This window comes from Rothia sp. HMSC069C01, from assembly GCF_001814655.1.
Lineage (GTDB): Bacteria > Actinomycetota > Actinomycetes > Actinomycetales > Micrococcaceae > Rothia > Rothia dentocariosa.
Map to the genome: position 1 here is coordinate 13,949 of NZ_KV817375.1, position 16,198 is coordinate 30,146.

Here is a 16,198-nt window from a genome sequence, read left to right on the forward strand (position 1 = left end):
TGCTGTTACCTAAGCCCGCCGGAAGACATGCGATCTAAAACCGAGTGTCCGAGCAAAAAGTAAGTCATAAAGATTATAGAAATAAAATGCTCTAAAAAGTAGGACTTTGCCAGGCGCGCCTTATTTTGCTGACTCTTAGTCAAACATTGAAGACGGTATCGCGCTGAAAAACGCCCCCGTAGCCGAATACTAAATCCAGCTACAGGAGCGTTTATGCAGTCCCTACAAAGGGGCTAGGTGATTACCAACCGAATCCGTAGTCATAGAATGCACGACCGAAGAATCCGTGGGCATAACCGAAGCCACCCATGTAACCAAAACCACGGTTATCGTAGTTGTAGGCTACGCGTTGGTTACGGCGACCGTAGTAGTCACCGTTACCATAGTTGCCGTAGTACTCCGGGTAGTACCAGTACCAGACCTGAGGGCGGTGCTGCTGACCGTTATCCTCCTGATTCTGCGCTTCAGGAAGGGGGTTCTGGTGCTGCGCGGTGGAAATAACCTGCATATCGAAGCTGATGTTATTGCTCCAGTGCGAGTTAGCGTGAACCTCAACGGCGATTGCGTTGCGACCTTCGCGCAGGTACTCAGCAGGAACGTCAACTGAGAACAGCTGAGCGTTCTGGCTTTCCGGACGCTGGGTTGCGGGGGTGTTAGCCGAGATACGACCCTGCGGCATGTTCTTACGAGCAACTTCCTTGCCGTTGACATAAACCACAGTACCGTCATCTGCGTAGGTGGTGAGCTTCAGATACTGCTGAGCCTGTTCCTTCGTGAGGGTAACGTCCTTACGGGCGTAGATGCTCATCGGAGTACCAAAGAAGGTGTTCACCTCGGTCTCAACGTTCACCGAGCCAGCACCCAGGGGAGCCTTGCCGCGAGACCATGCACCGCCGAGCCATGAACGAGTTTTCCATTCGCTTTCGGCGCGGTCGCTGCCTACGCGGTAGACCCATGAAGAACCGCTATCGACGAGAACCTGATCGCCCTGGGGTTTCTGCTCCTGCTTCGGGTCCTCTTGTTTGGGCTGCTCCTGCTTGGGGTTGTCCTGTTTAGGATCTTCCTGCTTGGGCTGCTCCTGCTTCGGGTTCTCCTGCTGCTTAGGCTCGTTCGGCTTCAGATCATCGTTGGGATCAGCGGGCTGAACCTGGTCGTCTGTCGCAGGGTTTTCTGGCTGAGGCTGTTCATCCTGTTTAGGATCTTCCTGCTTCGGGTTGTCCTGCTTGGGCTGTTCCTGTTTAGGATCGTCCTGGATGGGGTTTTCCGGCTGAGGCTTGACGATATTCTTATTGTCATCCTGCTTGGGATCATCCTGTTTAGGCTGCTCTTGCTTAGGATCTTCCTGCTTGGGCTGCTCTTGCTTGGGGTTGTCCTGTTTAGGATCTTCCTGTTTAGGCTGCTCTTGTTTGGGCTGTTCCTGTTTAGGGTTGTCCTGCTTGGGATCCTCTTGTTTAGGATCTTCCTGCTTCGGGTTTTCCGGCTGAGGCTGCGGATTCTCCTGCTTGGGGTTCTCCTGCTTAGGCTGCTCAGCCTTCTTACCAGATACAGCAACCGAAGTAGAAGCAGAGTAGTTACCGTTTGCATCAGCCGCACGCACGAAGTAACGAGCGTTGTCGGTGTGCTTTACCCGGTAGCTGGTGCCGTTCACAGTAGCAATCACGCGATCGTTACGGAGCACATGGTAACGTGCACCCGCCTCGCCAGATGCGCTCCAGTTCAGCTGATCGTTATCACCGGATTGAGTAACGGTCAGGTTACTCGGAGCAGGCGGGGGAGTAACATCGCGTGGTGCGTAGCGTACGAAGCCAACAGATTCCTGCTGCACACCATTTTCACCTAGGGAGCGGTTCAAATCGCCGCCAACCCACAGTACACCATTGGAGTCCACGAAGGATTCCCAGATGCCGTGACCACTCTTACCCTTAAGAGTAGGAGCGAACTCGGGGAGAGTTTTACCGCTGTCCTTATCGAACGCAGCAACCAAACGGATGCTGTCGGTCACGGTAGAACCACGCCATGCGTAGTCGTGGGTGCCGCTGCCCTGGTACAGGAAGTCACCACAGTGGCAGGCGCCGTAGATGTTATTACCGTTGAGATGCAGATCCTGGAAATCACCGCCGTTGCGGGTAATACTAGAGCTCAAACGGGTCATTGGTTCGTTCTTAGTGTACTGAGAAATCATGTGCTCAGTACCGCCAAGCCATACGGAGCTGCCAGCATCCTGAACGTCAAAGTGGAAGCCCCACACCCTTTTCTCGCGGGTTTGTGGATCCGGAAGGTATGAGGGAGTGACCTCCCATGTTCCGACCTTCTTGGCGGAATCGAGGATACGTGCCACACGGAATGCGCGTTGGTCATTCATCTCGGTGAAGTAACCGGCGGCAAACACCTCGGAGTTATCTGCCGATGCACTCATACCATTTACTGTTCCGTTGAAACGCGGGGTCCACATGCGATCAACCTGGTTGGTGGAGATCTTCACGCGAGCAGCGTTACGGGAGTAAACCTTATTGGGGGTTCCTGAGCTCTTGAGATGGGTAAACGTACCGCCCAAGTACAGGTAATCTCCCTGAGCTTGCAGAGTCTTCACAGCAAGAGCTGAACCGGAAACATTGTTTTCAACCTGCAGGTTCAGTTCGCGGTCAAGCTGTCCGGTTGCGGGGTCAAGCACCGCAAAACCGGGCACCTTTTCGCCGTTAACCTCGGTGAATTCGCCGCCAACGGCCAACTTGTTGTTCGGCAGAGCCTCAAGAGACTTAATTTGACCATTGAACTTCGGCTTGAAGGTCTGTACCAGTTCACCAGTATTGACGTTGAAACCAGCAAGATAAGACTGATCCACATGAGCACCGGCTGCAGACTCCAGGTATGCAAAGTCACCACCGGTGAAGACAGTGTCGCCTACCTGAGTAATAGCCTGAACGTAGGTGTTCATTTCGTTGACATTACCGGTTCCGGACTTATCGCTTGTGCGCCACTTCCATGGCATAGAACCGCTCTTGGGCAGTGCGCGGCGGTTACTCGCCGCGGTACCGTTATCGCCAATAGCCTGCGCACCCATGTTCTGCTGGGTCAGCTTCGGGCGCAGGTACACCTGAGTGAAAGCGAAGGGAGTAGCGTTGGAACCGCTCGGGCGGTACAGATATGAGTTGCTTGCGCTCTCATTGCGATTTCCGTTAGCACGAACATCACGGCTGTAGCTAAAGCCGAGCTTCCATCCCTGCTCACGCTGCTCATCAAAGTTCAGCACCGAGTAGGTACCATTTTGCTGGATATGACCCTCGGTCTTGTCGAAGTGGGTACGATCCCTCTGCATGTACTGGGGGTTATCCGCGCTGACGTCAATATTGGACCAGATATTGTTGCTTCGCAGAGCCCAGGTCCAACGCTCGGTCTGATCACGGTGCGCCGTGATGTTCTGCCATTCCGTGCCGTCAGTATTCAGGGCGCGGCGGAAGCGCACGCCATCTTCAAGATCCTGCGGCTTCTGACCGTTCAGCAGCTCATCAACAGTGGTGGAGGGCAGCTGTACCGGAGTCATTGCGTCGTCACCCTCAGGGCTGGTGTACAGCTTAGATGCAGCACCTCGACCGTGGTAGTTCTCGGTCCAACCGTCACGGCCGCGACCAATCAGAACCCAACCGCCGCCGTTAGTCTCCTGGTCGCAGTAGAACTGCTGTGGAGCTGACATCGAAGGGGTGTACAGCCAGTACTTACCGGATTTTGCGTCCTTGTTGACTTGTTTAGCTTCATAACAGGAAGCGGCTGCCTTGTCGCTGGAGGAGCCGTCGTGAACGACCGCATCCTCAGCAGCGTAGGCTACGGGACCTACCGGGGCTAGCCCGGAAAGTCCAAGCGTCAGGGCAAGCCCTACCGCCGTAGTCGCTTTTCTAGCAAATTTCATGGTTTTATTGCACCTCCGTTGAATGCTGAATACGTATTGAAGGAATGGAATAAACACGGGCAGACACCGAAGGATAAAACGGCCTTATGATGCCTGTAGGTACGATGTACCATGTGCTTAGCAATCGGGATTGTTAGGGAAGTCGTGTTGGGCTATTTTCCACGTGCCGTCAGATTCGACCAGCGTATATATATTGAGAGCTCGTTTGCCTCCGCTCTGGAGTTCCCGACCCGAGCTGTCTTTGGTCTTGACTTGGGAGGAATCCAGGCACACCTCGACGAATCGTGCACGCTTGCCCTGGTAGGTTCCTTCGGCAACTTTGGGGCTGCCGACGACCGTGCTGGTGCCCTCGTAATGCCAACCGTTCTGGGCATACTCGGCAGCGGATGCCGCGTATTCTTCGGCGGCGTTGTCTACAGCTACCTTGTTGATGGAGTCCATGGTTGCCTCATCAACAAACTGCCGGGGTTGACCGGAATCTGATGAAGCAGTATCTGCTGAACCTTCAGGCGCGCTTGGAACAGAAGACATAGTCTGCTCATAGGAGTTTACGAGACCGTTGACTTCTTTAACCTCGGCCGCGTCAGTCGAGACAGTTTTAGCGTCTTTGAGTTGCTCTGCCTGGGGATAATTTTCGTCCTGCGCAGGAACTTCAGCTTGTGCAGATTCAGAGGAAGTAGCAGTTTCAGAAGAAGGGGCGGAAGAAGCGCTAGATGCGCTGGAAGCAGAAGATGACGAGCTTGCTGAAGCTGAGCTGCCAGGGCTCGCAGTCTGTTGATCTGATGGCTGAGAGCATGCCGCAAGGGGGACTATCAGAGACAAACTCAGAAGTAAGCCCGTTGCTGCCCGTCGCTGTTTCGGAAGTGAAGAAAACGTACGAAGCACGATCTTTCTCGTTCAGTTGTAAGGTGGTTGGTTATCGGTAAAGTGAAGGCACTTCTGCCAACAATAACGACAACCCACCCTTTGTGTAATTGTAAGTGAGTGAATTGCTATTGCCGACGGGAGTACCCGTTGGTTTCTATTATTTTCCATGGGGCTACACCGCGCCATGAAGGCACAGAACTTTCCGTGGATACCTATAGGCTAGCACAGCGAACGAGAGTTGTGACCGTGGTGAGGTCACAATACTCGCGGATAGTCCGAGGGGTGGACAAATATTATAAGAAAACCTAATAAATATTTTATGAACCCTTATCAAAAGAAAGGTGTAAATGGTTGTTTCGATACAAAGTTGATAGTTGTTCTCGTGTATAGAAATTTACTCATAAAATACCTATAAAACTTCTGAGGAGGTAGGTTTTGGTAGCTGAGTCTACTTGAAAGATACTTGAAGCTCTTAAATTTATAAATATGCACTCAATATACGTTCTGAGACTTGGCACATACTTTACCTATCAAATAAAAAATAATAGTATATACCCCCAGAAAACAGGTTCCCTGTGATAACAAGGGAGAAGGGAAGCGGGCAAGCCTTACTATAAATTTCCTAGCCACAGCCTTAAAGTCAGGATTTATAAGGGGATATACCTTAAGGACACTCTCATGAACAGTTAAAAATATGCATTTCGCATGCCATCCTCAAAAATATGAGCAGATAGTAACCGACGAACAATAGATTTTATCGTGAAGGCCCGCCCCACCGGCTGTAGTCGAGGAGATAGACAAAAAGCCTGAGCGAGATACCCCTACGGTATAAGATAGACGGGTACCCAAACGCATCAACGTGGCAATATAGAGCGCACGCGTTATTGGGAGGCGCCGCCTTGATAGCCACCGCATCCGGTAGAAGGAGTATCCGTGAAACTAACTGGACTGAGCCGTCTTCTGGCAGAACAGCCCTCCTACCGTCATATTCTTGAAGCCTGCGATGTTCCCGCTGCGGAACGTCCTGTCCAAACCCTGATTGGCGCCGTTGCCGGTGTACAGGCACCCCTTATAGCTGATCTTGCCGTTGCAGTACGGCGCCAGTCCAGAACCGGAAAAACTCCGCTGACGCTCATTATTACACCAACCGAGCGACAGGCTGAGGATACCGCGCATGCCCTGCACTCATATTTGCCTGATCACCATATCGAGAGCTTTCCCGCGTGGGAAACTCTGCCGCATGAACGGCTTTCGCCACGCAGCGATACCGTGGGAAAACGTTTGAATGTTCTGCGCTCTATAACTCATCTTGAAACGCCGACTCCACAGGTTGTTATAGCCCCGGTACGCGCGGTCATTCAGCCCCTCGTGGCTGGTATTGAGAACCTGGAACCGGTAAGCCTGGCACGCGGTGAAGAATACTCTTTCAAAGACGTTATTAAAGGTCTAACAGATGCCGCATACTCGCGTGTAGATCTCGTAGCAAAGCGTGGTGAATATGCGGTTCGAGGCGGTATTATCGACGTCTTTGCACCTACCGCACAGCATCCGGTTCGCTTGGAATTCTTCGGCGACGAACTTGACGAAATACGTTACTTCTCAACGGCAGACCAGCGCACTCTAGGGCAAGAAGCAGACCACCCAACGCACGTTACTTTACTCCCATGCCGTGAGCTTCTCATTACCCCGGAAGTTATGGGACGTGCTGCCCGACTCAAAACGGACTATCCGGCGGCATCGAGCATGCTTGAGAAAATTGCGGGAGGTATCTATGTCGAAGGCATGGAATCTCTAACCCCGCTTCTTGTCGATAAAATGCAGACTCTTGTGTCTCTGCTCCCCGAAGAATCACTCATTATTTCTCTGGAACCTGAGCGGGTGCGTGCCCGTGCCGAAGACCTTGTGGCAACCAATGAGGAGTTTTTAGCGGCCGCTTGGGATGCTTCCGCCGATGCGGGCTCGCGTGCGCCCATAGACTTGGGACAGCTTCGGGTCAGCGACATCGGGTTCCGCACGATTGCCGCGACCCAGCAGGAATCTTTGGACCGTAACCTATCCTGGTGGGAAATCACCGAGCTTGTCGATAGTGTAAACCTTCTCAACAATGCTCTCGGCGACGACATCCCAACTATGACGGTCGCGGCACAGGCTCCAGCGTCCTTCACCGGCTCGGTAGAACAAATGCTTCACGAGGTTGGTTCGCTGGTTCGTGACGGCTGGACGGTACTGGCGCTTACCAATGGGCGAGGATCCACCGACCGCCTCATCGAACTTTTCCGTGAGAGTATCTCAGGAGAAGACCCAATTCCGGCCATACGCCGGGAAACCCTCGACCGGGGAACGGAAGGCGCTCTACAGCCCGGAGTCGTCGAAGTTTGTGAGACCCCAGCCTCTGCCGGATTTTTAATTCCTGAGGCGCGCCTTGCTGTTTTGACTGAAGGTGAAATTTTGGGCAGGCGCGGCACCTATGCGCCACGTGGCGCGAGCGGCAAAAAACTCAAACCCCGTAAACGACGTAACGCCGTCGATCCTCTGGCGCTAACCCCTGGCGATTATGTGGTGCACGAACGCCACGGTATCGGTAAATTCATTGAAATGGTTTCGCGCCCAGTCGCTGGAGTGTCCTCAAAACATGGGGAAACCCCTTTGAAAGAATACCTGGTGATCGAGTATGCGCCTTCAAAACGCGGGGGAGCCCCTGACCGCCTCTTTGTACCCTCCGATCAGCTGGATCTCATTTCGCACTATGTGGGAAGCGAAACCCCGACCCTCTCTAAAATGGGCGGGAGCGACTGGGCTAAGACAAAGAACCGCGCACGTAAAGCAGTTAAAGAAATCGCCGCTGACTTGGTGAAACTCTACTCGGCGCGGCAAGCTTCGCGCGGTCATGCATTCTCAGAAGATACTCCCTGGCAACGGGAACTTGAGGAATCTTTTCCTTATAATGAGACTCCCGACCAGCTTACCGCTATTCACGAGGTTAAGGCGGATATGGAGAAGGAAATCCCCATGGATCGCCTGATCTCCGGGGACGTCGGCTTTGGTAAAACGGAGGTCGCTATTCGGGCGGCCTTCAAAGCCGTGCAGGATGGTAAACAGGTTGCCGTACTCGTACCCACAACCCTGCTGGCGCAGCAGCATTTTGAGACTTTTACCGAGCGTTTCTCGGGATTCCCCATCAAAATTAAGGTGCTATCGCGCTTCCAAAAAGCTAAAGAAACCCGCGCTATCGTGGAGGATATTGCCTCCGGGAGTATAGATGTGGTGATTGGTACCCACCGCATCCTCTCGGAAAACGTGAAGTTCAAAGATCTTGGACTCGTAGTTATTGATGAGGAACAGCGCTTTGGCGTGGAGCATAAGGAAAAGCTCAAGCAGATGCGCACTAATGTGGATGTGCTTGCCATGAGCGCCACCCCGATTCCGCGCACGCTCGAAATGTCGCTTACCGGTATTCGGGAGACCTCAACGTTGGCGACCGCGCCGGAAGAGAGGCATCCCGTGCTCACTTTTGTGGGGCCGCGTACCGATGCCCAGATTACTGCCGCTATTCGACGCGAACTTATGCGGGAAGGGCAGGTATTCTTCGTCCATAACAGGGTGGCGAATATTGATACTGTTGCCGCCGAAATCGGTAAGCTCGTGCCGGAGGCGCGCATCGCCACAGCACACGGGCGCATGAGCGAATCCCGGCTTGAGCAGATTATCGTGGACTTCTGGGAGCGACGCTTCGATGTTCTGGTGTGTACAACCATCGTGGAAACTGGATTGGATATTTCAAACGCCAACACCCTGATTGTCGATAACGCCCAGAATTATGGATTGAGTCAGCTGCACCAGCTGCGCGGGCGTGTGGGTCGCGGGCGTGAACGAGCTTATGCCTACTTCCTGTACCCGACGGATAAGAGCCTTGGTGAGGTCGCGCATGAACGCCTCAAAGCTGTAGCTACCCATAATGAGCTGGGTGCCGGTCTGCAGCTGGCGATGAAAGACCTTGAAATTCGCGGCGCCGGTAACCTGCTCGGCGGCGAACAGTCCGGGCATATCGCGGGTGTGGGCTTTGATCTGTATCTGCGTCTCGTGGGAGAAGCCGTGGCAAACTTCCGCGGCGAACAGGAGAACACCGAGGTCGAGGTTAAGGTTGATCTTCCCGTCAACGCCCATATTCCGCATGATTATATTGATGCGGAACGTCTACGCCTGCAGGCATACCGCCAGATAGCCTCCGCAGACACCGATCAGAAGATCGCGGAGGCACGCGAAGAGCTTCATGACCGTTACGGTGCCTTGCCCGAACCCGTAGAGAATCTGCTTCAGGTGGCGGTGCTGCGCCGCGAAGCACGGGGAGCAGGCATCCATGAGATTACTGCGCTGGGGCCGAAACTGCGCGTGGTCAGCGGTGAGCCGCTGCCGGAATCACGGCAGATGCGCCTCAAACGTGTGTATCCCGGCTCAACCCACACCCAACCGAAGGGTCTGAGCACGTGGCTGACTCTGGTTCCGCGTCCTAAGACTCTGCCGGTCGGTGGCGTGGACCTTATCGACGGTCCTATGCTGGAATGGTGCTCGAAGTTCATTAACTCTATCTACTCGGCAGACCCGAAAGCATTGGAGGAGTCATGATGTCATCGGCACCTACCCCGCGCACCCCGAAAGGCTGGGTGCGACTTCTGCTGAGTATCGTGGGATGGGCGGCGCTAGGCATTGTCACCTTAGGCACGATTGCTTGGGTCTTTTTCGGCACATACGGGTTAACGATGTACTTCATTGTAGTGGCGTACCTGCTGATCGCGGTTGCTTGTGGTGCACCTGCCCTCCTGTTTTATGTCGCCCATCGAGCTAAGGTTCGCAGCGGAGAATTTGGCACGAGCGGACCGGTAAAGTTTGGCAGCAAGGAATAGCGTGGGAGCAACATACTGCCGGATGGTGTCACAATTCTTATAGACTGTGACACCATCCGGCAGATAAGAAAAACTATAAAATGGGGTACTTCAGTTACTTCTGTACCTTGTTCTGATCCGTAATCTTACGGGTTGTCTTCGAGGGCAGCAGATGGAACACAACACCAAAGAAAATTCCAAACGCAACGAGGGCACCGGCATACAGAACCGGACCGCCTTCGGGGTAGGTGCCCAGCAAGTAGAGGGATAGAAGCAAAAATACGAAGCAGCCGATGAACAACACTGCGTTCTCAAGATGCCTGCCCTGCCCGGAGTAGGCGGGAGGTTTCGTCGTTTTAGCCATAATTTTCCTTCATCTGTAGCGACCTGCATTGGGTCAATGATGTGTGTGCTTCACCCCGGTTTCAGTGCCCTATAAACATTTATAAACCGAGAAATCCTTTCTCAAGTATAGTGTTTTTACCCGCACGAATGCACACTTATGACGCAGCGCAACTTCAAAATATGGTTCATGACGTTACCCAGCAAATATAAGACTCTCGTAGGCAGCAAGATGTATCCGTAGCGTTCTCGACGACTCTGTCGCTTCTGCAGGCCTCACGGTACCTACTCGGCACCAAAAGTCGGCATTTAATATCCTGGAGACGACGGCGGTTTCGGTTGAGTATTTCAGTGTGATAGCACACAATGAAAGTGTGACTTCAACAGTGAACTATGCATCCCAACGAATCGTGATACTAGGCGCTGGGCCCGGCGGCTATGAGGCTGCGCTTGTGGCAGCATCATCAAATGCTGATGTAACAATCATCGAACGTAATGCTCTAGGCGGATCCGCAGTCCTAACCGATGTGGTACCTTCGAAAACGCTTATCGCTACTGCAGATATGATGACTCGTTTCTCTGATGCTGGGCGATTGGGGATCGAAAATACCAAGGGCAAAGCGCCGCAGCTGCAAGTAGATATGAACCGGGTGAATAGCCGTGTTTTGGATCTAGCGCATCAACAATCCGCCGATATTAAACGGGCCCTTGCCTCCGCCGGGGTCAAAATTATCAGCGGCACCGGTAAGCTTACCGGCCCGCATACCGTCGCGGTTACCGATAATACCGGGCTGGAATATGACCTGCATGCAGACTTTATTCTGCTTTCAGTCGGGACACACCCACGTGAGATGGCGACCGGGCAGCCTGATGGGGAACGGATTCTCACCTGGACACAGCTCTATAATCTGCGTGAGGTACCTCGCGAACTCATCGTGATTGGTTCGGGTGTTACCGGTGCCGAATTCGCATCTGCCTATAACGGGCTTGGCTCCCAGGTGACCCTAATTTCCTCGCGAGATCGTGTGCTTCCGGGCGAAGACGAAGACGCCGCGCGTGTGCTGGAAGACGTCTTTGAGCGCCGTGGTGTTCGGGTAATGCCGCGGTCGCGTGCGAGCGCTGTGGAACGCACCGATGACGGCGTGGTGGTGACTCTCTCCGATGGACGCAAGGTTTCCGGCACGCATTGCTTGGTCGCAATTGGTTCTATTCCCAACACTGAAGGACTGGGTCTTGAGACCGCTGGTGTAGAGACCAATGAGTCGGGATATGTGGTTGTCGACGCTGTTTCACGCACGTCAGTACCGCATATTTACGCTGCGGGAGACTGCACGGGCGTGTACCCGTTGGCTTCCGTAGCCGCTATGCAGGGGCGCATAGCGATGGCGCATCTTTTGGGTGATACGGTGCATCCGCTTCGCACCGACCGAGTGGCAGCGAATATTTTCACCACCCCGGAGATTGCGACTGTGGGTATTAGTGAGAAAGATCTTGCCGCTGGGGTTTACCGAGGCGAGGCTGTCATGCTTCCGTTGACTACGAATCCGCGCGCCAAAATGATGGCGTTTCAAGATGGCTTTGTGAAGATTTTTGCCCGTAAGCACTCCGGTACTGTGATTGGCGGGGTTGTGGTCGGTCCGCGTGCATCCGAACTTATCTATCCTATTGCGCTGGCTATTGAGAAGAAGCTAACGGTGGATGATTTGGCCGCTACCTTTGCTGTATACCCGTCTCTGTCCGAGGCGATTTCTACGGCATCGCGGCAGCTTCACACCCGTGTTTAGTTTTTTGCATAGCTCTTGATATAGGTTTGAGGGGCGTGACTCATATAGAGTCACGCCCCTCAAATGCTTACAGTATTCAGGCTATTTAGTGTTGACTGCGTTCATATCGACGTCGCGGGTTTCATGGGTGAGTAGGATGAAGAGAACACTCAGCAAGGATGCACCTGCTAGGTAGTATCCGACGGCCCCAACACCAAACTTCGTATTTAGCCATACCGCCACGAACGGGGTCAAGGCTGCACCCAGAATAGATGCCATATTGTAGGCGATACCGCTGGCAGTGTACCGCACATTAGTGGGGTACAGCTCGGGCAGGTAGGCACTCATGGAGCCGAAAGAAAGCCCCATCAGGCACATTCCGATGAACATGAAGATGGTAACTGCGGTGGTATTGGCCTGTGCTCCGGTACCCACGACGGAGGGTGCAATAAATAGGGTGAAACTACCGCCGAAGACAGCCATAGCGATAGTGGTCCACAGCTGCTGTTTGCGGCGACCGTATTTGTCGGCTAACCATCCCGAGACGGGGATAAAGAACGCAAAACCAATGATAGAGATGAGCTGAATCTCCAAGAACTTGTGGTAGGGGATGCCCAAACCACCCGCATTAACCTTTCCAATACCGTAGGAAAGAATCCATGCAGTCATCAGGTAGAACAGCACGTAGCATGCCACCATGATAAAGGTACCCTGAATCATGGGCCACCAGGCAACTTTGAACGCCTCAACCAACGGGGTCTTGACCTTCTCATCGTTCTCGACGGCTTGAGCAAAGACAGGGGTTTCTTCGAGCTTGAAACGCACATACAGACCCACGGCAACCATGAGGATGGAGAGCAAGAACGGAACACGCCAGCCCCAGACGAGGAAGGGGTGATCGAGGTTCTTACCGTCTGTGGCGGAGTTGAAGGTAATCCAGCTGGTTAGGAACAGCATGAATCCGTTAGCAAAAACGAAGCCAATGGGCGCGCCCAGCTGGGGCCACATAGCGGAACGTGCACGCTTGCCTTCTTCGGCATATTCGCTGGCGAGCAGAGCCGCACCCGACCATTCGCCGCCCAGGCCTAGACCCTGGCAGAAACGCATAATGGTTAGCATTGCCGGTGCCCACAGACCAATCTGATGGTAGGTGGGCAATAAACCGATGAGGAAGGTCGCTAACCCCATAGTGAGTAGAGCGCCCACGAGTGTTGCTTTACGGCCGATCTTATCGCCGAAGTGACCGAAAACGATAGAACCCAAGGGGCGGGCGATAAAAGCAACGCCGAAGGATGCGAATGAAGCTAACAGCTCAGTGGTAGGGTCTTTGGACGCGAAGAACAGAACCGGGAAAACCGCTACAGCTGCAGTGGCGTAAATATAGAAGTCGTAGAATTCGATGGTGGTGCCCACCAGAGAGGCGATAATAACTCTGCTCTTGGGGGTCGTATTCTTAACCTGCGTGCTGTGCCCGGCGGAAACGTCGGGCGCGTGTGTGCTCATCGTGAACAGCTCCTGAAAAGGGATAGTAGCGACTACGCTCGATGCTGTGAGTGTAGATTTTCAACTTTTATATTCTACGCCTCGCGATGCGGTGCCAACATCCTGTATTCATCATCTGGACTATTCAGCTGTATTTCAGCGTTCGAGGATGAAAAACAGGAACACACGAAACAAACCGCCGGATGCGTATGAGAGAACGCATCCGGCGGTTATAGGGTATAGATCCCGTCAGAAGGCTATTTGATGGTGGCTAGAACGGCACCTGCGGTGACGGTATCGCCCGCCTTTAAGGACAGCCCGGAAATCTTACCGGCCTTATGCGCGTTGATAGGCTGTTCCATCTTCATAGCCTCTAGCACCAGGATCAGATCGCCCTCAGCGACCGTGTCTCCATCAGCAACGGAGACCTTCACAATCGTACCCTGCATGGGGCTTGTCAGATCGTCTCCGCTGACCGCATTTGAACCGCCGCGAGCACGGGACTTACGGGTCTTCGATGTGGGCTTTGAACTGCTCTTGGCAGGAGTACCGCCCAGCTCAGGCAGAACAACCTCAAGACGCTTACCATTAACCTCAACGACCACGGTTTGACGTTCGGCATCGTCATCATCCACACTGCCGGGAGCGCCGGAGTAGGGCGAAATGGTGTTCTTGTAATCGGTTTCGATCCACCGGGTGTGAACCTTGAAATCTGCTCCTGCAGCGGGGGCGAAATCGGGTTCGTCCAGAACTGCGCGGTGGAAAGGAACCACCGTCGGAAGACCGTCGAGTGTGAGCTCGTCTAGCGCTCGGCGAGCGCGTTCGATTGCCTGCTCGCGGGTAGCACCAGTCACGATGAGCTTGGCCAGCATCGAGTCGAAGTTGCCGCTGATAGCATCGCCTTCTACGAAGCCGGAATCCCAGCGCACACCGGGGCCGGAAGGAACACGAAGTTTTTCGATGGTACCCGGTGCTGGCATGAAGGAACGCCCTGCATCTTCGCCGTTGATACGGAACTCAAAGGAATGACCGCGCAGCTGGGGGCTCTGCGGATCGATTTTCTCGCCGCGGGCAATGCGGAACTGTTCACGCACCAGATCAATGCCCGATACTTCCTCGGAAACCGGGTGCTCAACCTGCAAGCGGGTGTTTACCTCCAGGAAGGAAATCGCTCCGTCGGGGGCAAGCAGGAACTCGCAGGTACCCGCACCCTGGTATCCGGCTTTCTGCAGAATCTTGCGGGATGCTTCATAGAGCCGGTCGCTTTGTTCTTCCGTAAGGTATGGGGCGGGGGCTTCCTCTACGAGCTTTTGGTTACGGCGTTGAAGAGAACAATCACGGGTCGAAACGACTTGCACATTACCGTGAGCATCGGCCAGGCACTGGGTTTCGATATGGCGCGGGGAATCTAGGAAGCGCTCAATAAAACATTCTCCGCGGCCGTAGGCTGCGACCGCTTCCCGTACGGCGGATTCGTAGAGCTCGATAATATCGCTGCGGTTGCGCACAACCTTGATGCCGCGACCGCCGCCACCGAACGCTGCCTTGATCGCGATGGGCAAACCATGCTCGTCGGCAAAGGCGAGTACTTCATCAGCAGATTCTACGGGGTCCTTGGTCCCAGGTACCAAGGGGGCACCCACTTTCTGGGCGATATGGCGCGCGGCGACTTTATCGCCCAACTGGGTAATAGATTCGGGGGAGGGACCAATCCAGGTTAACCCGGCATCAATGACTTTTTGGGCGAATTCGGCGTTTTCTGAAAGGAAACCGTAGCCGGGATGCACCGCATCCGCGCCGGAACGAATAGCTACCTCAATGAGCTTGTCCATCACCAGATATGACTGGGGCGCGGTCGCCCCTCCTAGAGCGTAAGCCTCGTCCGCGAGTTTAACGTGCTGGGCATCGCGATCCGGTTCTGCATAAACGGCGACGGTCTCTAAACCTTCGTCACGGGCTGCGCGAATAATACGTACCGCGATCTCGCCGCGGTTAGCAATAAGAATTTTACTGACCGGACCGGTATGGTGTCCGGGAACAGCTGTAAAGTTTTTGATGGCTTTTGCCGGGTTGTGAGTCACTGAGGCTCTCCTTTTTATCCTGCCGAAAGCATAGCGAGAAAAGCTGAGAATGGCGAATATATAGCGCCGAATGACGCGAAAAATATAAGAAAAGTGAGGATGCTTATACTAGGTTTGGCTTAGCGCTCGTTAGTCTGATGAGGACTTCCAGAAAAAGCTTATCGATATCCCATATTGTGAGAGCATTTCTTTGAGTGCATTCACCGACAGCCCAATTACCGTATGTGGTTCCCCGCAGATGCCCTGAATAAAGGCAGCACCATATCCGTCGAGGGTAAAGGAACCCGCTACATGAAGTGGCTCACCCGTGGCAACATAAGCATCAACCTCTGCGGCGCTCATCGGCGCAAAGTTTACGGTAGCGCTGCGTACCTGCTGAATAGCGGGAAGCTGTTTATCTTTGGTCTCACCGATCCCATCCCGTAAATCTATGAGGCAATGTCCGGTGTGGAGCACCCCGCTTCGACCACTCATCGCGGCGATGCGCTCGCGTGCTTTCTCAGGGGTGTGCGGTTTGCCGTAGGCAACCGATTCAAACTCAAAGACCGAATCGCATCCGAGCACGAAGGCATTTACTATACCCTGGGCGGCGAGAGAATCAGCAACCGCGCGTGCCTTTGCCTCCGCAAGAATACCGGAGACCTCCGCCGGGGTTAGGTCAGTGCGGCTCTCTTCGCGGGCGCGTTGGGCAGCGCTGGCGAGTACCCCATCCTCATCGACATCAGAGACGTGAATATCAAACATAATGCCGGAGTCTTCAAGGAGCTTTTTACGCGCGGGTGATGCGGAAGCCAGAATCAGGCGCGGTGCGGGCTTTGATGCCGAATGCGACGCACCGGATGGAACAGAAGATTGGGAAGTCATATCTTTATTTTAGAA

The 16,198-nt window shown here is 53.9% G+C and carries 9 protein-coding genes; 3 read left to right on the forward strand and 6 right to left on the reverse strand.

Annotated features, from left to right (window positions below; translation table 11 throughout):
- Positions 1–241 precede the first annotated feature (241 nt).
- Both HMPREF2981_RS00075 and HMPREF2981_RS00080 read right to left on the reverse strand, forming a co-directional pair.
- Positions 242–3,904 carry a fibrinogen-like YCDxxxxGGGW domain-containing protein gene (locus HMPREF2981_RS00075; RefSeq protein ID WP_070659818.1) on the reverse strand — a complete coding sequence of 1,221 codons (3,663 nt, stop codon included), beginning with the start codon at positions 3,902–3,904 and terminating at the stop codon, positions 242–244.
- A 117-nt stretch (positions 3,905–4,021) separates the two neighbouring features.
- On the reverse strand, positions 4,022–4,726 hold the full coding sequence (locus tag HMPREF2981_RS00080; protein WP_179918963.1) for an IMS domain-containing protein: 705 nt from the start codon (positions 4,724–4,726) through the stop codon (positions 4,022–4,024).
- 978 nt (positions 4,727–5,704) lie between these two features.
- Here HMPREF2981_RS00080 and mfd point away from each other — a divergent pair.
- On the forward strand, positions 5,705–9,394 hold the full coding sequence (mfd, locus tag HMPREF2981_RS00085) for a transcription-repair coupling factor (RefSeq protein WP_070659821.1): 3,690 nt from the start codon (positions 5,705–5,707) through the stop codon (positions 9,392–9,394).
- On the forward strand, positions 9,391–9,672 hold the full coding sequence (locus tag HMPREF2981_RS00090) for an amino acid transporter (RefSeq protein WP_070659824.1): 282 nt from the start codon (positions 9,391–9,393) through the stop codon (positions 9,670–9,672). The genes mfd and HMPREF2981_RS00090 overlap by 4 nt, the downstream gene beginning before the upstream one ends.
- 94 nt (positions 9,673–9,766) lie before the next feature.
- On the opposite strand, the gene HMPREF2981_RS00095 is transcribed toward HMPREF2981_RS00090, so the two are convergent.
- Complete coding sequence (locus HMPREF2981_RS00095) at positions 9,767–10,015, reverse strand: hypothetical protein (protein ID WP_004006172.1); 249 nt, start codon at positions 10,013–10,015, stop codon at positions 9,767–9,769.
- A 352-nt stretch (positions 10,016–10,367) separates the two neighbouring features.
- Here HMPREF2981_RS00095 and HMPREF2981_RS00100 point away from each other — a divergent pair, with 352 nt between their 5' ends.
- Positions 10,368–11,777 (forward strand): NAD(P)H-quinone dehydrogenase, encoded by a 1,410-nt coding sequence (locus HMPREF2981_RS00100; protein WP_013398677.1) that lies wholly within the window; start codon positions 10,368–10,370, stop codon positions 11,775–11,777.
- Between the two features lie 81 nt (positions 11,778–11,858).
- Here the strand turns inward: HMPREF2981_RS00100 and HMPREF2981_RS00105 are convergent, their stop codons facing one another.
- From HMPREF2981_RS00105 to HMPREF2981_RS00115, 3 genes are all read right to left on the reverse strand, one after another.
- Positions 11,859–13,259: an MFS transporter gene (locus HMPREF2981_RS00105; RefSeq protein ID WP_070659827.1), complete on the reverse strand. Its 1,401-nt coding sequence runs from the start codon at positions 13,257–13,259 to the stop codon at positions 11,859–11,861.
- 236 nt (positions 13,260–13,495) lie between these two features.
- Entirely contained in the window at positions 13,496–15,319 is a 1,824-nt protein-coding gene (locus HMPREF2981_RS00110; protein ID WP_070659830.1) for an acetyl/propionyl/methylcrotonyl-CoA carboxylase subunit alpha, read from the reverse strand.
- Between the two features lie 129 nt (positions 15,320–15,448).
- The gene (locus HMPREF2981_RS00115) at positions 15,449–16,183 is read right to left on the reverse strand and encodes a Maf family protein (protein WP_070659833.1); all 735 of its coding nucleotides are present in this window, start codon (positions 16,181–16,183) and stop codon (positions 15,449–15,451) included.
- Between the last annotated feature and the right edge of the window lie 15 nt (positions 16,184–16,198).